20 protein-coding genes and 2 pseudogenes are annotated in these 18,765 nt (G+C 74.6%); 15 read left to right on the top strand and 7 right to left on the bottom strand.

Annotation, left to right across the window (positions count from 1 at the left end):
* The 7 genes and pseudogenes from ACWCSD_RS26870 to ACWCSD_RS26840 form a co-directional block, all read left to right on the top strand.
* Positions 1 to 212: pseudogene (locus ACWCSD_RS26870) on the top strand (amine oxidase); the annotation flags it as partial.
* Between the two features lie 42 nt (positions 213 to 254).
* The gene (locus ACWCSD_RS26865) at positions 255 to 1,862 is read left to right on the top strand and encodes a class I adenylate-forming enzyme family protein (protein ID WP_397161481.1); all 1,608 of its coding nucleotides are present in this window, start codon (positions 255 to 257) and stop codon (positions 1,860 to 1,862) included.
* Positions 1,853 to 3,607: a CoA transferase gene (locus ACWCSD_RS26860; RefSeq protein ID WP_449918852.1), complete on the top strand. Its 1,755-nt coding sequence runs from the start codon at positions 1,853 to 1,855 to the stop codon at positions 3,605 to 3,607. The genes ACWCSD_RS26865 and ACWCSD_RS26860 overlap by 10 nt, the downstream gene beginning before the upstream one ends.
* Positions 3,608 to 5,269 (top strand): class I adenylate-forming enzyme family protein, encoded by a 1,662-nt coding sequence (locus ACWCSD_RS26855; protein ID WP_449918850.1) that lies wholly within the window; start codon positions 3,608 to 3,610, stop codon positions 5,267 to 5,269. It begins immediately after the preceding gene.
* Entirely contained in the window at positions 5,266 to 6,063 is a 798-nt protein-coding gene (locus tag ACWCSD_RS26850) for a class I SAM-dependent methyltransferase (RefSeq protein ID WP_449918848.1), read from the top strand. The genes ACWCSD_RS26855 and ACWCSD_RS26850 overlap by 4 nt, the downstream gene beginning before the upstream one ends.
* A complete protein-coding gene (locus ACWCSD_RS26845; protein ID WP_397161473.1) occupies positions 6,063 to 6,491 on the top strand; it encodes a carboxymuconolactone decarboxylase family protein in 429 nt (142 codons plus the stop codon). The genes ACWCSD_RS26850 and ACWCSD_RS26845 overlap by 1 nt, the downstream gene beginning before the upstream one ends.
* A gap of 25 nt (positions 6,492 to 6,516) precedes the next feature.
* Positions 6,517 to 7,686: a hypothetical protein gene (locus tag ACWCSD_RS26840; RefSeq protein WP_449918845.1), complete on the top strand. Its 1,170-nt coding sequence runs from the start codon at positions 6,517 to 6,519 to the stop codon at positions 7,684 to 7,686.
* 4 nt (positions 7,687 to 7,690) lie between these two features.
* Here ACWCSD_RS26840 and ACWCSD_RS26835 read toward each other — a convergent pair whose 3' ends face one another.
* Positions 7,691 to 8,332 (bottom strand): SDR family NAD(P)-dependent oxidoreductase, encoded by a 642-nt coding sequence (locus ACWCSD_RS26835; RefSeq protein ID WP_449918843.1) that lies wholly within the window; start codon positions 8,330 to 8,332, stop codon positions 7,691 to 7,693.
* Between the two features lie 89 nt (positions 8,333 to 8,421).
* On the opposite strand from ACWCSD_RS26835, the gene ACWCSD_RS26830 reads away from it, so the two are divergent.
* Together ACWCSD_RS26830 and ACWCSD_RS26825 are read left to right on the top strand one after the other, a co-directional pair.
* Positions 8,422 to 8,805 carry a MerR family transcriptional regulator gene (locus ACWCSD_RS26830; RefSeq protein WP_397161467.1) on the top strand — a complete coding sequence of 128 codons (384 nt, stop codon included), beginning with the start codon at positions 8,422 to 8,424 and terminating at the stop codon, positions 8,803 to 8,805.
* Between the two features lie 4 nt (positions 8,806 to 8,809).
* The gene (locus ACWCSD_RS26825; protein ID WP_449918841.1) at positions 8,810 to 9,265 is read left to right on the top strand and encodes a pyridoxamine 5'-phosphate oxidase family protein; all 456 of its coding nucleotides are present in this window, start codon (positions 8,810 to 8,812) and stop codon (positions 9,263 to 9,265) included.
* A 13-nt stretch (positions 9,266 to 9,278) separates the two neighbouring features.
* Here the strand turns inward: ACWCSD_RS26825 and ACWCSD_RS26820 are convergent, their stop codons facing one another.
* Complete coding sequence (locus ACWCSD_RS26820) at positions 9,279 to 10,070, bottom strand: maleylpyruvate isomerase N-terminal domain-containing protein (RefSeq protein ID WP_449918839.1); 792 nt, start codon at positions 10,068 to 10,070, stop codon at positions 9,279 to 9,281.
* 97 nt (positions 10,071 to 10,167) lie between these two features.
* Between ACWCSD_RS26820 and ACWCSD_RS26815 the strand changes: the two genes are divergently transcribed.
* Complete coding sequence (locus ACWCSD_RS26815) at positions 10,168 to 10,716, top strand: TetR/AcrR family transcriptional regulator (protein ID WP_352326247.1); 549 nt, start codon at positions 10,168 to 10,170, stop codon at positions 10,714 to 10,716.
* On the top strand, positions 10,700 to 11,119 hold the full coding sequence (locus ACWCSD_RS26810; RefSeq protein WP_352353063.1) for a DUF5360 family protein: 420 nt from the start codon (positions 10,700 to 10,702) through the stop codon (positions 11,117 to 11,119). The genes ACWCSD_RS26815 and ACWCSD_RS26810 overlap by 17 nt, the downstream gene beginning before the upstream one ends.
* Here the strand turns inward: ACWCSD_RS26810 and ACWCSD_RS26805 are convergent.
* Positions 11,070 to 11,552: a VOC family protein gene (locus tag ACWCSD_RS26805; protein ID WP_449918836.1), complete on the bottom strand. Its 483-nt coding sequence runs from the start codon at positions 11,550 to 11,552 to the stop codon at positions 11,070 to 11,072. The genes ACWCSD_RS26810 and ACWCSD_RS26805 overlap by 50 nt on opposite strands.
* Positions 11,553 to 11,638: 86 nt before the next feature.
* Between ACWCSD_RS26805 and ACWCSD_RS26800 the strand changes: the two genes are divergently transcribed.
* The gene (locus ACWCSD_RS26800; protein WP_449918833.1) at positions 11,639 to 12,646 is read left to right on the top strand and encodes a helix-turn-helix transcriptional regulator; all 1,008 of its coding nucleotides are present in this window, start codon (positions 11,639 to 11,641) and stop codon (positions 12,644 to 12,646) included.
* Here ACWCSD_RS26800 and ACWCSD_RS26795 read toward each other — a convergent pair.
* Entirely contained in the window at positions 12,555 to 13,340 is a 786-nt protein-coding gene (locus tag ACWCSD_RS26795; RefSeq protein WP_449918831.1) for an alpha/beta fold hydrolase, read from the bottom strand. The genes ACWCSD_RS26800 and ACWCSD_RS26795 overlap by 92 nt on opposite strands.
* A 70-nt stretch (positions 13,341 to 13,410) precedes the next feature.
* Between ACWCSD_RS26795 and ACWCSD_RS26790 the strand changes: the two genes are divergently transcribed.
* Positions 13,411 to 14,067, top strand: coding sequence for a TetR/AcrR family transcriptional regulator (locus ACWCSD_RS26790; RefSeq protein WP_387676845.1), 657 nt, complete (start codon positions 13,411 to 13,413; stop codon positions 14,065 to 14,067).
* Positions 14,064 to 15,482, top strand: coding sequence for an MFS transporter (locus tag ACWCSD_RS26785; protein ID WP_449918829.1), 1,419 nt, complete (start codon positions 14,064 to 14,066; stop codon positions 15,480 to 15,482). Before ACWCSD_RS26790 ends, ACWCSD_RS26785 begins: the two co-directional genes overlap by 4 nt.
* A 214-nt stretch (positions 15,483 to 15,696) precedes the next feature.
* Here the strand turns inward: ACWCSD_RS26785 and ACWCSD_RS26780 are convergent, their stop codons facing one another.
* Complete coding sequence (locus ACWCSD_RS26780; protein WP_364341228.1) at positions 15,697 to 16,638, bottom strand: DUF5996 family protein; 942 nt, start codon at positions 16,636 to 16,638, stop codon at positions 15,697 to 15,699.
* Between the two features lie 91 nt (positions 16,639 to 16,729).
* Here ACWCSD_RS26780 and ACWCSD_RS26775 point away from each other — a divergent pair, with 91 nt between their 5' ends.
* Positions 16,730 to 17,128 carry a MerR family transcriptional regulator gene (locus ACWCSD_RS26775; protein WP_352326258.1) on the top strand — a complete coding sequence of 133 codons (399 nt, stop codon included), beginning with the start codon at positions 16,730 to 16,732 and terminating at the stop codon, positions 17,126 to 17,128.
* Here ACWCSD_RS26775 and ACWCSD_RS26770 read toward each other — a convergent pair.
* Both ACWCSD_RS26770 and ACWCSD_RS26765 read right to left on the bottom strand, forming a co-directional pair.
* The gene (locus ACWCSD_RS26770; RefSeq protein ID WP_358300844.1) at positions 17,115 to 18,314 is read right to left on the bottom strand and encodes a hypothetical protein; all 1,200 of its coding nucleotides are present in this window, start codon (positions 18,312 to 18,314) and stop codon (positions 17,115 to 17,117) included. The genes ACWCSD_RS26775 and ACWCSD_RS26770 overlap by 14 nt on opposite strands.
* A gap of 112 nt (positions 18,315 to 18,426) precedes the next feature.
* A pseudogene (locus ACWCSD_RS26765) lies at positions 18,427 to 18,765 on the bottom strand (phospholipid carrier-dependent glycosyltransferase); the annotation flags it as partial.

The raw sequence follows: 18,765 nt of genomic DNA, 5'->3' as shown, positions 1-18,765 counted from the left end.
CCGGCCGGGTGGCCCGCTTCCACGTGCACCGCTTCCCGCACGGGCTGCCGGAGGCGACGCCGCGGGCGCTGGCGCTGCGGGCGGCGTTCGAGGGACGTCCCGGGGCGGCGGTCGACTACGCCGGCGACTGGGTCGCCCTGCGGCCGTGCAGCGAGGGCGCGGTCGCGGCGGGGGAACAGGCCGCCGCGCGGGTGCTCGCCCGCCTGTCGTAGCCGCCCGCCCGCCGTCCGCCCGTTTTTCAACGACGTACGCGCATGGAGAGAAATCAGATGGCCTTCTTCACCCGGCCCATCGAGTTGGGCACCCTTTTCGACGACCTCGCCGATCGCGGACGCGGGACCGGCGTGCACGTGAGCCGTCCCCTGGACATCGCCCCCCACCTGGGCACCGACCTCGACCTGCCGGACCTGGCCGAGCTGGTCAGGGAGGCGGCCGGCTGGCTGGCCGCCGCCGGCGCGCGCCGGGGTGACCGGGTCGCCGTCGTCAAGCGCAACCACTGGGACTACGTGCTGCTGTCCTGCGCCGCCGCGCGCATCGGGGCGGTGCCCGCCACACTGTCCGCCGACCTGCCGCCCGACGTGCTGGAGATCCTGCTCAAACGGCTGGAGCCCGCGCTCCTCGTCACCGACGCCGCCCTCGCCGCCCGGCCCGGCGTGGCCTTCCAGGCGCCGCGCACCCTGGTCCTCGACGGCACGGCGAAGGGGCTGCTGTCGCTGGACGACGTCCGCGGCTGGGCCGTGCCGCCGGTGCACCGGCCCGCCCTCGACGACCCGCTGGCCGTCATGCACACCTCGGGGACGACCGGGGTGCCCAAACTCGTCGTGCACTCCACCCGTACGCTGCTGCGCCGGCTGGCCGGGTTCGAGGCCCACCGGTGGCCGGTGCTGGGCAGCCGTCCCGACGACGTCGTGGCGAGCGCCATCTCCTTCGCCCACGGGCGGGCCCTGGCCTGGACCGCGAGCGTGTTGTGGCTCGGCCCCGCCAAGGTGCTGGCCGTCTCCGCGCCCGGCTGGGAGGAGGCCGGCCCGTTCCTGGCCCGGCACCGGCCCACGACGCTGGAGGCGCTGCCGGCCACGTACGTGCGGTGGCAGCGGCGCGCGCTCGGCGAGGCCGGCCCGTTCACGCGGGTGCGCCTGTACATCAGCACGTTCGACGCCGTGCACCCGCCCACCGTGCGCGCCTTCCTGAACGCCACCCGGCGCCGGCGGCCGGTGTGGATGCAGGGCTGGGGGCAGAGCGAGACCGGGCCGCTGACCTTCCGCCTGCTCACCCGCCGATCCATGGCGGACGGCGACAGCCGCCACCCCACCACGCGCGACCTCGGACGTCCGGTGCCCACGCGGACCCGGCTGCGGGTGGTGGACCGCGAGACGTTGCGTCCGCTGCCGCGCGGCGCGAGCGGGCTCGTGGTCTGCCGCACCAAGGCCCTGTGCCTCGGGTACGTCGGCGAGCAGGAACGGTGGCAGGGCAAACGGCTCGGAGGGTGGTGGCACACCGGGGACGTCGGGTCGCTCAGCCGTACCGGCCGGGTGCGGTTCGTGGACCGGGAGACCGACACGATCCCCGGCGCGAGCTGCGTGGAGCTGGAGGACGTGATCGACGACCGGCTGCCCGAAGTGCTGGAGTGCGTGATCCTGGGCGTTCCCGGACGGCCGTCCCTGCCGGTCGTGGTCACCGAGGACGGCGGCCTCGACCGCGACGCGTGGCGGCGGGCCGTCGCCGACCTGCCCGAGCTGGCCGACCCCGTGGTGATCACCTGGGACCAGGTCCCCCGCACCGGCACGGGCAAGGTCCGCAGAACGGCGCTGCGCGAGCTGCTGGGCGAGACCCCCGACACGTACGGCACCGGGCGGTGGACGTGACGCCGGGGACGCGGGCCGCCGGCCGGTCCGTCGCCGAGCGGGAGGCGGTCGCCTGGCCGCTGGCGGGCGTGGTCGTGCGGGCGCGCGGCGAGTCGGTGGCGTTGCGGGTGGCCGTCCAGCGGTTGTGCGCGCTGGGCTGCGAGGTCCGGTTCGACGGCGCGCCGCCGCCGGACGGGTCGCCCGCCGGGTGGCTGGGGGTCGCCTCCGCGCCGTTCGGCAGGCCGGGGGAGGCCCTGCCGGAGTGCGGGATCGGCTGGTCGGGGCCGGTCGGGGTGCCGATGGAGGGCGAGCGCGACGTGCAGGCGGCCTGCGGGATCGCCCACGTGCACGGGCGGGCCGCCGGCGGGCCGAGGGCGCTGTGCCTGGACTACGCGTCGGTGTGCGCGGGGGTGCTCACCGCCCAGGCGCTCACGGCGGTCCTGCTCGCCCTGCTGCGGGGCGGGCCCGCGCTGGCGGCGCGCACGTCCGTGGCGCAGGCGGCGCTGCTCGCGCTCACCCAGTACATCGCCGTCGCCACCTGTGAACGCTTCGACCCGCCCCTCTCCGCCGGACGCGTGCCGTCCCCGGGAGCGGGGCGGGTGCCGCCGTTCCGGTCGGCGGACGGGGTGCGGTTCGAGATCGAGACGTTCGACGCGGAGTGCTGGCGGCGGTTCTGGGACCTGCTTGGCGCCGAGCCGAGGGCCGCGGCGGCGGGCTGGCCGCCGTTCCAGCAGCGGTTCGCGACGGCGACCTGCACGCTGCCGGCCGGGCTGGGCCGGACGGCCGCCGCCGCCGGATACCGGGACGTCGTGGCGGCCGCCGCGGACGCCGGCGTCAGCGTGCTGCCCGTACGGGACGCGGACGCGCCGCTGGCGCCCCCGCCCGCCTCGCCGTGGCGGCTGCGGGCGCTGACCGAGCACGCCGCCGAGGCCGCCGCCGGGGAGCCGGCCGGCCTGCCGCCGCTCGCCCGGGACGCCCGGGGCCCGCTGGCCGGGCTGCTCGTCGTGGAGTCCACCAACCGGGTGCAGGGGCCGCTGGCCGGACACGTGCTCGGCCTGCTCGGCGCGGACGTCGTGCGCCTTGAGCCGCCCGGCGGGGACCCGCTGCGCGGCGTGCCGCCGATGGCGGGGCCGACCTCGGCCCGGTTCCTCGCGCTCAACCGCGGCAAACGCGCCCTCGAAGCCGACCTCAAGTCCGCCGCCGGACGCCGGGCCGCCCTGCGCCTGATCGCCTGCGCCCACGTGTTCCTGCACAACTGGCCGCCCGGACGGGCCTGCTCGTACGGGCTGGACCACGACGATCTCGCGCCCGTCCGGCCGTCCCTGGTGTACGCGCAGGCCGGGGGGTGGGCCGAGGCGCTGCCCCCGCCGCAGCCCATGGGCACCGACTACCTGGTGCAGGCCTACAGCGGGGTGGCGGCGCGGCTGGCCGGGCCCGGCGAGCAGCCCGCGCCGTCCCTGATGACGCTGACCGACGTGCTGGGCGCGCTGATCAGCGCGGAAGCCGTCGTCGCGGCGCTGGTGGCGCGCGCCCGCACCGGCGTCGGCGTCCGTGCCGGGACGGCGCTCATCGACGCGGCCCGCCTGCTGCGCGCCACCCCGCCCGGGACGCCGCCGGGGAGCCGGGAGGCCGCGCCCGTGACGGATCTGGCCGCCATGGCCGACGACCCGGCGTTCCACCGGGTGCTCGACCGTACCCCGCAAGCCGCCTACAGCCGTGCCCCTTGGACGTTCGTGCCAGCCCCCCACCACGAGGAGGCCCTCTGAATGCGTACCGACCCCCTGCCCTGGACGTCGGCCAACGGGATCGTCCTGGCCGACCGCGTGCCCGCGGACGTGCGCGCGGCGTGGACCGCCCGCGGCCTGTGCCCCGGCCTGGACCTGTACAGCCTGTTCAGCCGGCACGTGCGCCGCACGCCGGAGCGTGAGGCGGTCGCCGACGAGACCGGCTCGCTCGACTTCGCCGCGCTGGACGCCCGCGTGCGCCGGGCCGCGGCCGCACTGGCCGCCGCCGGGCGGGGAACGGCCGACATCATCGCCGTCCTGCTGCCCAACGGGCGCGACGCGGTGGTGGCCGAGCTGGCGGTGGCCGCCGTCGGCGCGGTGGCCCTGCCCATCCCGCACACGCGGGGACGGCGCGACATCGCGGGCCTGCTGAACCGGTCCCGGGCGGCCGCGCTGATCACCGTGCCCGAGCTGGCCCTGGGGCTGCGGGCCGGGCTGCCGTACCTGGAGCAGACGTGGACGTTCGGCCCGCCCACGCCCGGCGCCCGATCGCTCGACGAGGTGGCCGAGCCGGACGTCCGCGCGTGGCGGCCCGCGTGCCCGGACGCCGAGCGGCCCGCCCGGATCCTGCTCTCCTCCGGCACCGAGTCCGAGCCGAAGATGGTCGCCTACTCCCACAACGCCATGGCCGGCGGCCGGGGCGCCTACCTGCGGGCCGTGCTGGGCGAGGACGGGCCCACGCGCAACCTGCTGCTGGTCTCGCTGGCCTCCTCGTACGGCTCCTGCGGCACCTCCGTCCTGCTGGCCCGGCACGGCGGCACGCTGATCCTGCGCGCCCGATTCGACGCCGCCGACGCGTTGCGCGCCGTCGAGCGGCACCGTCCCACCCACCTGTACGGCGTCCCGACGATGTTGCGCCGCATGGCCGACTCGGCGGCCGAGGCCGACCTGTCGTCGCTGCGCCGCGTCGTCAGCAGCGCCCAGCCCCTGCACGGCGAGGCCAGGCAGGCGTGCGCCCGCCGGTTCGGCGTGCCGCTCGTCAACGTGTACGGCTCCACCGACGGCGTCAACTGCCACACCGGCCGCGCCCCGGACCGGTGGGCCTCCGGCCTGGCCGGAAGCCCGGACCCCGCCGTCGCCGAGATCACGATCCGGGACGCCGAGGGCGAGCCGGTGCCGCCGGGCGAGCCGGGCGAGATCTGGGCCCTCGGCCCGATGACCCCCCTGTGCTACGTCGCCGCCCCCGACCTGGACGACCGCTACCGCGCCCCCGGCGGCTGGGTCCGCACCGGCGACCTGGGCCGCCTCGACCCCGACGGCACGCTGTGGGTCCTCGACCGGATCAAGCGCGTCGTGATGCGCGGCGGCCTCAGCATCTCCCCGGCCGAGGTCGAGCGCGAGCTCAGCGCCCATCCCGACGTCGCCGACGCCTTCTGCGTCCCGGTGCCGGACGACGACCTGGGGGAGCGCATGTGCGCCTGCGTGTCGCCGCGGCCCGGCGCGAGACCGCCGTCCCCGGCCGAGCTGATCGTCTACCTGCGCGAGGAACGCGGCCTGGACCGGCGCAAACTTCCCGAACGGTTCCTCTGGCTGCCCGAACTGCCGCTCGGCCCGACCGGCAAGGTCTGCGCCGCCACCCTCACCCGCCTGGCCGCGCAGTCGGCGGTGCCCGTCCCGCGCAGCCCGATGAGGAGCGGCCGATGAGCCGGACCGCCTACGTGTTCGGCGAGCGCCGCGACCACGTCGCCGAGCAGCACCGCTGCCTGGAGCTGGCCTACGACCCGATGACCATCGAACGCCTGGCCGAGGCGGGCGTCGGGCCCGGCATGCGGTGCCTGGAGGTGGGCGCGGGCGGCGGCAGCGTGGCGGAGTGGCTGGCCCGCCGCGTCGGATCGGCCGGGAGCGTGCTGGCCACCGACATCGAGCCCGCCTTCGAGCCCGTGGCCCCCCGGCTGGAGGTGGTCAGGCACGACATCGTCCGCGACCCGCTGCCGGAGGCCGCGTTCGACGTGGTGCACGCCCGGCTGGTGCTGCTGCTCCTGCCGGAGCGGCTGGCCGTGCTGGACCGGCTCGTCCGGGCGCTCAAGCCGGGTGGCGTGCTGCAGCTCGACGAGTTCGACATCACCTACGGCCCCGGGCTGCTGATGCCCGACCCGGCCTCGGCCGAGCTCTACGAGACGTTCATGCAGGCCAAGATCCGCGTGATGACGCGCGCCGGGGTGGACGTGGCCTGGGGACGTCACGCGGCGGCGGCGATGCGGCGGGCCGGGCTGACCGGCGTCGACCCCAGGCCCCGGGTGGAGTTGTGGGACGCGCGCTCGCCCGGGGCGCGGCTGGTCGCCCACCACACCAGGCACCTGCGCGACCGGTTCGCCGAGGAGGGCCTGACCGACCGGCAGCTCGCCGACGTGCGCGCGCTGCTGGCCCATCCGGACTTCCGCGCCACCTCGTGCGTGACCTACTCCGTGCAGGGCCGCCGTCCCCTGGAGGTGGCGTGATGCGCATCGACCTGCACGGCGCCGCGCCCGGCGTGCACTCCGCGATGGCCCGCTTCGACGCCGCCGCGAGCCGGGAGCTCGATCCCGCGCTCGCCGAGCTGGTCCGGGTGCGGGCCTCGCAGCTCAACGGCTGCGCGGTCTGCCTCGGCATGCACACCCGCGCCGCCCTGGAGGCGGGCGAGGACGCCGAACGCCTGCACAGCCTCGCCCTCTGGCGCGACAGCACCCTGTTCACCGGGCCCGAACGCGCGGCGCTGGCGCTCACCGAGTCGATGACCAGGATCGCCGAGGCCGGGGTGCCGGAGGAGGTGTTCGACGCGGCCCGCGAGCACTTCGACGAGACCGCCCTGGCCCACCTGCTGTGGACGATCGCCGCCATCAACGTCTGGAACCGGGTGGCGATCGCCGCCGGCCCGCCCGCCGGATAGGCGGCGGCTGTGGCACGATCGAGGCATGCGATCCCGTACGGAGGTGGCCTTAGCGGGCCTGATCGTGCTCACGCTGACCGGCGGTTGCGCCGACCCGGCGACCCAGCGGGTGTCCCTGATGAACGACGCGTCCGCGCCGCCGTCGTCCAGCCTGGCGCCGGCCATGCCGCGCGTCGCCACGGACTCTCCGGCGATGCCGGGCGGGACTCCGTCGCCGTCGTACTTCCGGCCGCCGCCGTTGGTTCCGGCGACCTCCCTGGCCGAGCCCATGGCGACGGGCAAGCCCCTGACGGCGTCCGGGCCGCCGCGCTTCTTCGTCACCGCCCGGACGCCGATCTTCTCCTTCGCGGACTCGTCCAAGACGGCAACCGCCACGCCGGTGCCGCCCGCCGTGAACGACGCCGTGACGGGCGCCTTCGTGGCGGCCGTGCCGCTGCCGCCCGGGGTGCGCTCGTCCTGGCAGCTCGTCGCCGCCGCCCCCGACAACCGCACGTTCGTGCTGGCCGGATGGACGGGGCTGGACACGCCCCTCCGGCTCTTCCGCATCCGTCTCGACGAGAAGGGACGGCCCGGCGAGCCGGAGCTCGTGCCCGACCTGGAACCCGAGCCAGACCAGGTGACCGCGATGGCGCTCAGCCAGGACGGCACCAGGCTCGCCTACACCGTCACGCTCATCGGCGGCGGGACCAAGGTGGCGGTCCTCGATCTGGCCACCGGGCGGCGGCGGGACTGGGTCACCCGGGAGAGCACCGCCGTCATGGGCCTGGCCTGGGCCCCCGACGGGCGGCGGGTGGCCACGGTGCTGGGCCGAGGGGGCCTCAGCGTGCTCGACCTGGGGAACGCGGGCACCGATCTGATCGCCGCGTGGCGGCCGGTCAGGCCGGACAGGGCGGTGTGGATCCCCCAGTCGGTGGCCTTCACACCCGACGGGGGCGCCCTGCTCTACTCCGCCGGTCACGACGTCGAGCGGGTGCCGATCGGGGGCGGCCGGCCCCAGGTGGTGGCGCGGCTGACCCTGCCGCGGGGAGCCTCGCTGGGCCTTCGCTTCAGCATCGACGGGACCGGCAGGCAACTGCTGTACACGGACGGATGGCGGGCGCACCGGGTCGACCTCGCCGACGGGTCCGCCACGTCGGTCCCGATCGACGCGGGCGAGCGCTCGGGCGAGGGCGAGTCGCCGGTCGCCGCCTGGTGAGGGGTCAGGTGCCGAGGTGCTGGGCCTCGTGTTCCCACTGGTCGCGGGGCTGGGTGTGCAGGCGCCAGTAGTGCTCGGCGATGTCGTCGGGGTCGAAGGCGGTGCCGGGGGCGACCACGCCGGCCACCGTGACGCTGGCCACGTGCACGCCGTCCGCGCCGTACTCCTGGTCGAGCAGGGTCACCAGGGTCCGTACGCCGGCCTTGCCCAGTGACAGGCTCACGTAGTCCGGCTTGGGATGCGGCATGCCGCCGGTGACGATGAACGTGCCGCCGCCGCGCCCGGCCATCCCCGGCGCCACGTGGGCGGCGGCGGTGAGCGCCCCGACGACGTTGACCGCGTACGCGTCGAGCTGGGCCCGCGCCGGCAGCTCCCCGGGCCGGTCGGCCTGGACGATCGCGGCGTTGTACACCACGACGTCGGGCAGGCCCAGCTCGGCGGCCGTCTTGTCGAGCGCGGCGCGCAACGCGTCCTCGTCGGTGCTGTCGGCGACCGCCGTGGCGACCGGCACCCCGTAGGAGGAGAGAGACGCCGCGGCCGACTCCACCGTCCGCGCGCTGCGCGCGATCAGGCCGACCGGCAGTCCCTCGGCGGCGAACCGGCGCGCCACCGCCTGCCCGATCCCCGGCCCCGCTGCGATGATCACTGCTCCGGACACCTTCATCTCCCATCTGTAGTGGCGACAATGGGGACGATAAAGGGTCACATCCATGTGAAGGTCAACCCGGAGGTTCCATGCGAATCGGCGATCTCGCCCGGCAGACCGGAGTGAGCCGCAGGCTGCTGCGCTACTACGAGGACCAGGGCCTGCTCAAACCGCTGCGCCGGCCGAACGGCTACCGCGAGTACGCCGAGACCGACGTCGCGGAGGTGCGCCACATCCGCGCGCTGCTCGAAGCCGGGCTGCCCACGTCGGTCATCACCAGGGTGCTGCACTGCGTCCACGACGACGGCGCCGACATGGTGCCCTCCTCCTGCCCCGAGATGATGGACAACCTCAACCGCGAGCGCGCCCGCATCAGCGGCGAGATCAGCCGCCTGGCGGCCTCGCGGAAGGCGCTCGACTCCATGCTCGCCACCGCCCGCGAGCCTGCCGAAGGGAAGCGTCCGCCCAGGTGAGAGGATGGACGGCATGGATCTGGGGGCCATCCGGACGATGAGTCGCGAGGAGTGCCTGACGCTGCTGTCCACGGTTCCCGTGGGCCGGGTGGCGTGGGCGCGGCCGGGCGGCACGATCATCGTGCTGCCGGTGAACTTCACGCTCGACGCCGAGACCGTCGTGTTCCGGATCCCGCCCGGCCGCATCCTGGAGGCGATCGAGCACCGTGTGCCGATGGCGTTCGAGATCGACGACATGGAGCCGGCCATGCGCACCGGGTGGAGCGTGCTGGTGACCGGCGTCGCGGAGGTCGTCCGGGATCAGGAGGAGGCCGAGCGGCTGGAGCGGCTGACCGGCGCGCCCTGGCCGGAGCTGGCCGATCCGGTGCTCGTCCGGCTGCCGTTGCACCGCGTGTCGGGGCGTCGCCTGCCGCTGCATCCGGGCGGGGTGGTGGTCGAGCGCCTCGGCGGGGAGGCGTGAGGCCGCGGCAGGCTCACACCGGCGGGACGAGCGTGAAGTAGCGGTCGAGCAGGGCCCGGTCGCCGCGGACGTCGAGCCGGTCGGCGGGCAGCCGGTGCCACAGGTGCAGCAGCAGGTCGGAGGCCGTTCCGGCGACCTCGACCGCACCCGTCGAGTCGCCGGTGAGCCGGACGTCGTCGCCGTCGAAGCACACCGCCCACACCCCCGGCCCGTCGCTCTGGCGGAACAGGTAGCGCTCGCCCGCGCCGGGCGGGGCCTGCGTCCAGGACCTGCGGGCCGGGGCCATCACCTCGAAGACCTGGGTGACGGCGTCGGCGGCGAACGCGGCGTCGATCGGGGCGGCCGTGCCGAGCGCGTTCTCGGCGTCCCATCGGTGGACGGCCGCCTCGATGGCCTGCATGCGCTGCCAGAACCCGACGGTCTGCTCGGCGGACCACGTCCAGGCGGGGGCGTCGGGGGAGGCGGCGGAGAAGCGCGCGCCGAGCCGCGCGGCGCCCTCGGCGAACCAGTCGAGGACGGCCGGGGGCACCGGCCCGGTGTTGGGCGCGCGGTCGGGATGGGGCCAGTCGCCGAAGTCCGCCGGCAGGCCGAGGACGGCGACGTCGGCGGGGTCGGGCAGCCCGGGAAGGCGCTCGTCGATGACGGCGTGCACGTGCCGGTGCACCGCGCCGAGGTGGATGACCAGGTCGGCGACCGACCATCCGGGGCAGGACGGCACGAGGGGCGCGTCGCCCGCCGCGGTCGCCCGCCGCGCGGCCGCCTCGAACGCCCGCACCTCGCGGTGGAAGTGCGCGACATGATCCATGGGCTCGCTCCGATCGGCTGGGTGCGGATGTCGGATGACGTTATGCGCGGGACGGAACGGCTCGAAACTATACCGGTCAGCCGGTACAGTAATGGCCATGCCACGACCCAGTTCCAAGGACCGGCTGCTCGACGCCGCCGCCGACGTGCTGCTGACGGAAGGCGCGGAGTCGCTGACGCTGGAGGCGGTCGCCCGGCGGGCGGGCGTCTCCAAAGGCGGCCTGTTCTACCACTTCCCGACCAAGCAGGCCCTGGTCGCCGCCATGGTCGCGCGGCTGACCGACGCCTTCGACCAGGCGCTGGCGGCGGCGGGCGGCCGGCCGGGCGACTTCCTGCGGGCGTACGTGCGGGCCACGATCCCCGAACGGCACACCGCCTCCGTCCCGGCCGACCGGGTCACCGTCGCCCTGCTGGCGGGCGTGCTGGTCGACCCGGCCGGGCTGGAGCCGCTGCGCGAGCGGTTCGCCGCCTGGCAGGCCCGGCTGGCCGACGACGGCATCGACCCGGCCGCCGCGACCGCCGTCCGGCTGGCGGTGGACGGCTGGTGGGCCGCCCGCCTGCTCGGCCTCGGCGAACCCGGGCCCGGCCTGCACGAACCCACCCGCCGCTACCTGATGGAGGCCATCGACCGTGCTGCGCGCGACTAAGGCATTGATGGTGCTGACGGATGTCGGCTTCGTGGCCTACTTCACGATCACCGGCCTCGGCCTGATCCCGCCCGAGTGGGCGTTCGCCGACTATGCCGATCCGCTGATGGCCGACTGGAACTGGTCGTTCCTCTGGATCGACCTCCTGGCCAGCGCCACCGGCCTGACCAGCCTGTGGCTGCTGCGCCGGCGCTCGCCAGCGGGCGAGCCGCTGATGCTGGTCTCGCTGGTGCTGACGGCGGCCTCGGGGCTGATGGCGATCGCGTTCTGGACGCTGCGCGGCGACTTCTCGCCCGCCTGGTGGATCCCCAACCTCTACCTGCTGCTCTTCCCGCTGCCGGCCATCGCCGCGCTCACCGCCCGGGGAAGAATTCCGCGCTCTGGACGTATTCCATCGCCCTGACGAACCCGGGGTCGGTCAGGCGGCGCTCCGCCTCCGCGGCGGAGACGTCCTCGACGTGGGTCTGGATCCACCACAGGTTGCCCCAGGGGTCGCGGACCCGGCCGACGAGGTCGCCGAAGAACAGGTGCGTGACGTCGGTGACGGACGTGCCGCCCGCCTCGACCGCGCGGCGGTGGACGGCTTCCGCGTCGGGCACGTACAGGCGGAGGAAGCCGGGCGTCGCGGGCCATTCGGGCCGGGCGTCGAACATCATCACCACGGCGTCCCCGATCCGCGCCTCGGCGTGCTGGACCTCGCCGTCCGGGCCGGTCATCCGGCCCAGTTCGACGGCGTCGAAGGCGGTCTTGAGCCAGTCGATCAGCCCGGCCGTGTCGCGCGAGATGATCCACGGGGTCACGGTGGTGTAGCCCTCGGGGACAGGGTTGACGGTCATGATGTGCCTCCTCGATCGGTGCGTCGAGACGACGTTAGAAGGCCAGTAGGTCAACTACTGTCCTACATCGGCGGCATTCTTGGACCATGACGTCCTTGCGGTTGCTGAGCCTGCTGTCGCTGCTCCAGACCCCGCGCGAATGGCCGGGCGGCGAGCTGGCCGAGCGGCTCGGGGTCAGCCGCCGCACGGTCCGGCGCGACGTCGAGCGGCTGCGCGACCTCGGCTACCCGGTGGTCGCCACCATGGGCGCGGACGGCGGCTACCGGCTGGTCGCGGGCGCGGCCATGCCGCCGCTGCTGCTGGACGACGAGGAGGCCGTCGCCATCGCCGTGGGCCTGGTCACCGCGGCCCGGCATCCCGTGCAGGGCATCGAGGAGGCGTCGGTGCGCGCGCTGGCCAAGCTGGAGCAGGTGCTGCCGTCCCGGCTGCGCCACCGGGTGGCCTCGCTCGGCGCCGCGACCGTCCCGCTGCCCGGCGCCGAGGGGTTCGACGTCGATCCGGGCCGGCTCACGACGCTGGCCATGGCCGTCGCCAACCGCGAACGGGTGCGCTTCCGGTACCTGGCGGGCGACGGCGCGCGGAGTGCCCGGCTGGTGGACCCGTACCGGCTGGTGGCCGCCGGGCGGCGCTGGTACCTGCTGGCCCACGACCACGACCGGGACGACCGGCGGCTGTTCCGCGTCGACCGCATGGACGACGTGCGGGCCACGGGCGCCCGGATCACCACGACCGAGCCGGCGGACCCCACCGCGTACGTCGCCGCCAAGCTCTACTCGGGCGCGCCCACGTACGAGGCGGTGGTGACCCTGCACGCGCCCGCCGAGGTCGTGGCCCGCGCGATCCCCGGCGAGCTCACCCCGCTGGACGCGGAGACCTGCCTGCTGCGCGCCTCCGCCGACACCCTGGACTGGCTGGCCTTCCGGCTGATCACGCTCGGCTGCGAGTTCGAGGCGCACGAGCCGCCCGAGCTCGTCGCCCACCTTCAGGGGCTGGCCGCCCGGCTCACCCGCGCGAGCGCGCCAGGAACTCCAGCACCAGCGGGCTCGCCACCTCGCGGAACTCCTCGAAGTAGGCGTGCCGCGCCCCCTCGATGAGCCGCAGCTCCGCCCCCGGGACGCGCCCGGCCAGCAGCGGGGCGTTGGCGGCCGGGTTGAACACGTCGTCGGCGCCGTGCACGACCAGCGTCGGCGCGGTGATGGCGGGCAGCACGGCCCAGGCGTCGTGCCCGGCGCTGGCGGCCAGGTGGCGGCGGCGCGCGTGGGCGGGCATGCCCGGATCGCCCACCGTCCGGTACGGCCCCGGATGCGTGGCCAGCCAGCCCGGCGTGTACATCAGCTCCAGCAGCGCCCGCCCGGCGGCGGCCCGGTCGGGTTGCGCGAGCGCCCTGCGCACGTCGGGGCCGCGTTCGAGGCCGTGGACGCCGCCGGGGGAGGTGCAGCCGAGCACGAGCGCCCCGACCCGGCCGGGATGGTCGGCGGCCAGCCACTGGGCCACCCGGCCGCCCATCGACGTGCCGTAGACGTCGGCGCGGGCGACGCCCAGCTCGTCGAGCACGGCCAGCACGTCTTCGGCGAACCCGCGGGTGGTGTAGGGCTCGTCGGGCTTGTCGCTGTCGCCGGTGCCGCGGTAGTCGAAGGTGATCGTGCGGTGGGCGCGGTCGAAGTCGTCGCGGACCGGGTCCCACCAGCGGTGGTCGTTGGCCTGGCCCTGGAGCAGCACGAGCGCGGGGCCGCCGCCGCGGACCTGGTAGGACAGCTTGACGCCGCCCGTCGTCATGGCGAAAGGCACGCCTTCGATGGTGCCACGGCGACGCACATGCCCTTGACGGAGTGAGTACTCACTCCGTACTGTCGTCAGTATGACGAACGAGACGAGCCGGCGGAGAGCGCCGGCGATGAGCCCGGAACGACGCCGCGAGATGATCGTGAAGGCCGCCCTCCCCCTGGTGGTGGAGTATGGCACCTCCGTGACCACCGCCCAGGTCGCCCGCGCGGCCGGCATCGGCGAGGGCACGATCTTCCGCGCCTTCGGCGACAAGGAGGCGCTGCTCGCCGCCTGCATGGCCGAGGCGCTGCGCCCCGACGACACCCTCGCCCACGTGTCCGCGATCTCCCTCGACCTGCCGCTGGCCGACCGGCTGGTGGAGGCCGCCGAGGCGCTGCGCGGCTACCTGGCCAGGATGGGCGCGGTCGCGGGCGCCCTCGCCACCACGGGCGGCCTGCGCCGCCCCGCACCCGGAGGCGAGGCCCGTCCGGCACCGGGAGGCGAGCCCCGCGCCGCCGAAGGGGGCGGGCGGCCCGGGTCCGGGCGGGAGGAGTCGATGGCGGCCTCCCGCGAGGCCCTGGCCGGGCTGTTCGAGCCCGAGCGCGACCGGCTCAGGCTGGCCCCCGAGCGCCTGGCCGAGGCGTTCCAGTTCCTGGTGATGGCGGCCGGCCGCGGCCCGTCCCCGCTGGGCTCGGAAGAGCTGGTGGACCTGTTCCTGAACGGCGCGCTCGGGGCGGGCGAACGCCCTTGACCGACCTCTACGAGGACCTCGCGCCCCGCCGTCGCACGGCGGCCACCTTCGCCTTACTCGGCTGCGCCTTCCTGGGCATGCTCGACGGCACCGTCGTCGGCACCGCGCTCCCGCGCATCGTCGCGCAGGTCGGCGGCACCACCTCCTGGTACGTCTGGCTGATCACCGCCTACCTGCTCACCTCGTCGGTGAGCGTCCCGATCTACGGCCGCTTCTCCGACCTGTACGGCCGCCGCCGCCTCCTCCTCTCCGGCCTCGCGATCTTCCTGGCCGGCTCCCTGGCCTGCGGGCTCGCCGGCTCGATGGAGGTCCTGATCGTCAGCAGGGCCGTCCAGGGGGTCGGCGCGGGCGCGCTGCTCACCCTGGGCATGGCCCTGATCCGCGACCTCCATCCGCCGCACCGGAGCGAGGGCCTGATCCGCATGCAGACCCTGCTGGCCGCCATGATGATCGTCGGCATGGTCGGCGGGCCGCTGCTCGGGGGCCTGCTGGCCGACCACGCGGGCTGGCGCTGGGCGTTCCTGGTCAACCTGCCCGCCGGGGCGCTCGCGGCCGCGCTGATCGCGCTGCTGCTGCCCGACCGGCGTCCGCCGCGCACCTCGGGCAGGCTCGACGCGGCCGGGATCGCGCTGCTCACCGCGGGCCTGTCGCTGGTGCTGATCGGCCTGAGCCTCAAGGGCAACACCGGCCGCGGCTGGAGCGACCCTGCCGTGCTCGGCTCGCTGCTCGGCGGGGTGGCGCTGCTGGTCGCGCTCGTCCCCGTCGAGCGGCGGGCGGACACGCCGGTGCTGCCGCCGCGGCTGATGCGCCGCCGCACGTACGCGGCGCTGCTCGCGGGCGGGTTCTTCTTCCAGGTGGCGGGGCTGCCTGCGGGCGTGCTGCTGCCGCTGTACCTCCAGCACGTACGCGCCTACTCGGCCACGGTGTCCGGCCTGCTGCTGCTCCCGATGCTGGTGGGCATGATCGCCGGGAACCGGCTGACGGCCGTCCTCGTGCTGCGGTCGGGCCGCACCAGGCCGGTGCTGCTGACCGGGGCCGCGCTGGTCAGCGCCGGCACGCTCGCCTTCGCCGCGCTCGGGCCGGGCACCTCGCCGTACCTGGTCGGGGTCTGGCTGCTGCTCGTGGGGCTCGGCACGGGCCCGGCCATGGGCGGGCTCACCATCGCCACGCAGGGCAGCGTCCCGCACGCCGACATGGGCGCGGCCACCGCGGGTTCGGCGTTGTCGAAGCAGCTCGGCGGCTCCTTCGGCCTGGCCTGCGCCCAGTCGCTCATCGGCGCGCAGGTCAGTGCGGCGGCCGTGGGCTCCACCGTGGCCTGGACCGGCGGTGTCGCGGGCCTGCTGGCCTTCGCCGTCCTGCTGCTGGTCCGCGAGAACGGGCTGCCGGCCCGGCAGCCGGCCGCCGTCCGGACCTGAGGGGAATCGGGGGGAACGCGGGGAATGTTCCTGGGGGAACCCCCGTTACACAAACCGTGGCCGGTGTGTCCAGTGTCCCCGGGCCTCACCTATTGCCTTCGCGGACTACCGTTCGGCTGGAGCCGCGTTGTGCCTTTCGCCGAGAGGCGACCTGCACACCGGTACACGCACACGTGGAAGCCCGCCCTCTCCGGAGGGCGGGCTTTCGCGTCGTTCAGGCCGGGCGGTTCTTCACGTAGTACGGGTCGGTGATGCCGCCGGGGCAGGCCAGCTCCTCGACGTCCAGGTGGGTCAGCTTGGCCCCGGCCTGGTAGGCGCTCTGCAGGAACTCCAGCACGCTCGCCACCGGATCGCCCATGGCGCGCACGTCGTCGTAGCGCAGCACGGCCAGATGGCTGCCGCGCGCGGGCAGCCACTCGGCCTGCTCGGGCAGCAGCGGCTCCCGCTCCAGCCCCTTCGGCTCGGGAGCGGTGTAGGAGTAGAACGCCGGCCAGGGCCGTTCCTTGTCGCCGAACCAGAACCCGGCGCTGATCACCTCCCGGCTGTACGCCTCGCGGGTGACCGGGTCGGCCTCCTCCGGCACGTCGGCCGGGCGTCCGGTGAAGAGGGTGACCGCGATGTCGAACGTGTGCCAGAAGTGGTGCACCGGGCTGACCTTGCCGCCGAAGTCCGCGGCGAACCGGTCGAGCAACTGCGCCACCTGCGACAGGATCCGCCAGTAGCGGTTGATCAGGACCGGGTCGTAGTGCGCGTGGCGGGTGTCCTCGGCGAACGGCGTCTCGTCGTCCAGGTCGTACGGCACCGCCCAGATCTCCGGCCGGATCCCCAGGTCGGCCAGCGTCTGGAAGAGCCGGGACTGGAACGCGGCCACCGACAGCCCGATCATGCTGAACTCCGCGCTGCGGCCGTCCAGCACGTCGATCACCAGGCGGTGGCGGACGAGGTCGAAGTCCACGCAGAACAGCGGCTGCTCGCCGAGCCCGCCCATGGGACGCGTCGTCAGGCCGCGCCCGGTCAGATGGAACGGCACCTGCCACCAATGGTTACGCCGGTTACTCACCGTCAGCCGGATTTTCCCGACGATCTGCGCGAAGCGGTGGAAGGTCTCCTTGGTGTCGGCCCACTCTTCGAGTGGCATGGCCGGAAAGAGCTCCATGTGTCCATCGTAACTACGCTGCGTAACCATTCTTCAGGGGGTCTCCGCTAATATCCGGCTTGAAGGGTGGTTCAAGTCGAGGAGCCGGGGCATGCGGGACACGTTGATCGACATTGGCGAGGTGGCCAGGCGTACCGGGCTGGCCGCGTCCGCGCTGCGCTTCTACGAGCGCAAGGGGCTCATCGAGGCCGAGGGCCGCAACGGCCTGCGCCGCGTCTACCTGCCCGAGACGCTCGACCGGCTGGCGCTGATCACCTGCGCCCGCGACGCCGGGTTCACGCTGTCGGAGATCGCCGAGTTCCTGCGCGCCCGGCCGGCGGACACGCGGCTGCGCGAGCGCATGGCCGCCAAGGAACGCGAGGTCGACCAGCGGGTGCGGCAGCTCACCCGGCTGCGCGACAGCCTGCGCCACGCGGCCGTGTGCGAGCACGACCCGCTGGTCGAGTGCCCCGAGTTCAAGCAGGCCGTCAAGGCGGTCAGCCAGAGCTGACGTACTTGCGCGGGCGCAGGGCGTGGGCGCGCAGCGCGGCCAGGGCCGCGTACTGGCCGGGCCGGTCCATCCGGACGACCAGGTCGTCGCTGTAGGCCAAGCCCAGCGCGGTGAGCTGGGAGACCAGGTCGGCGACCGGCGCGGTGACGTCGTCGAGGCTCGTGGCCGGGTGCCAGCCCTCGCCGCCCACCACCTCGGCCACCCGTTCGCGCAGCTGGGCGGGGGACATCAGGACGCCGTCGGCCAGCAGCATGAGCGTGGCCTCGCGGGCCGAGACCTCGAACTCGTGCTCGCCCCTGGCCAGCAGCAGCCGGGTGACCGCCTCCCACATGGCCTCCGGCGAGCCCAGCAGGTGCCGGCCGTAGTCGGTGATGGCCAGCCGGGCGCCGTCGCGGCTGATCGCGCCGAGCTCGCGCTCGGCCAGCTCACGCAGCCGCAGCGCCGCGGGCGAGGGGGCCAGCCGGAGCGGCAGGCTGCCCTCGGAGGCGGCCAGGGACAGCAGCTTGCGCAGGGCGGGCAGGGGTTGCGGCGTCACCGGCGCGTGCAGGCGCACCTCGAACGGCTGCGCCAGCTCCCGCCTGGCCGGGCCGCGGCCGAGCACCCAGCGGTTGAGCCGTTCGCCGTGCACGCGGTTGAGCCAGCTGTCGCCGCCCAGCTCGGCGCGGGGCTCGGTGAGCCAGCGGCGGGTGAGCGCGCCGCGGTCGACGTCGTCGCCGGCGACGATCGCCAGTTCGAGCGCCGCGGAGCAGGCCACGTGCGCGCCCAGCTCCTCCGGGCCCATGATCATGCTCCACTGCAGCTCGGGCACGTCGGGCGGGAGCACGCCCGTGGCCTCCAGGGCCTTCTGGTAGGCGCTGGTGCCGGCGTCCTCGCCCTCCTGGGCGTAGGTGCGCAGGATCTGCGCGGTGGTGGGGGACACGCACAGGGCGGCGTAACGTTCCATGCCGCCGAGTTGCAGCAGCCGTGCCAGTGAGCGGGACAGGCGTTCGTGGTCGCCTCCGGGCCGGAGCGGGCCCACCTTGATCGGAAGCGTGTACCAGAGGAACTCGCAGACGTCGAGCTGGGTCACCGTCTCCAGCGGTTCCCCACCCGTCAACCATTCGACGGCGGTCCTGGCCTCCTCGGCCAGGTCCGGCTGAGATCGCTCCAACTCGGCGAGAAGGGCGGTGACATCCGGTGCACTCATGCCTCGAAGTTTGCCGTATCGCACCCAGCTATGACGATGACCGAATGCGGTGCGTATTGGGTCTTGCACAGCGACTACCCTACGAAACCGATGTTTACCTACAGTGACCGGGTCAGATCCATCGTTTGTCGAACAGCATCCGGGCCTTCCACTCGGTGTACGGGATCACTTCGGCGGACAGGATCGGGTGCAACCACCAGAAGTTGATCAGTGCCAGCAGCGCGTACGCGCCGACCACCGCGGCCCCCAGCGTGCGGCGCATCGGCATGGCCCCGCTCTCCGTCGGCGTGGCGGGCCCGATGAGCAACCCGGCGCACAACGTCAGCGCCAGGATCATGAACGGCACCATGGGGATCGCGTAGAACAGGAACATCGTGCGGTTCTCGGAGATGGCGAAGTAGAACCAGGGCAGCCAGCCCATCGCGTACGCCAGCAGCACCGCCCCGGCCCG

This window comes from Nonomuraea sp. NPDC001684 (assembly GCF_053596515.1).
The sequence above is the reverse complement of the archived record's forward strand: the minus strand, read 5'-3'. Positions and strand labels throughout refer to the sequence as shown.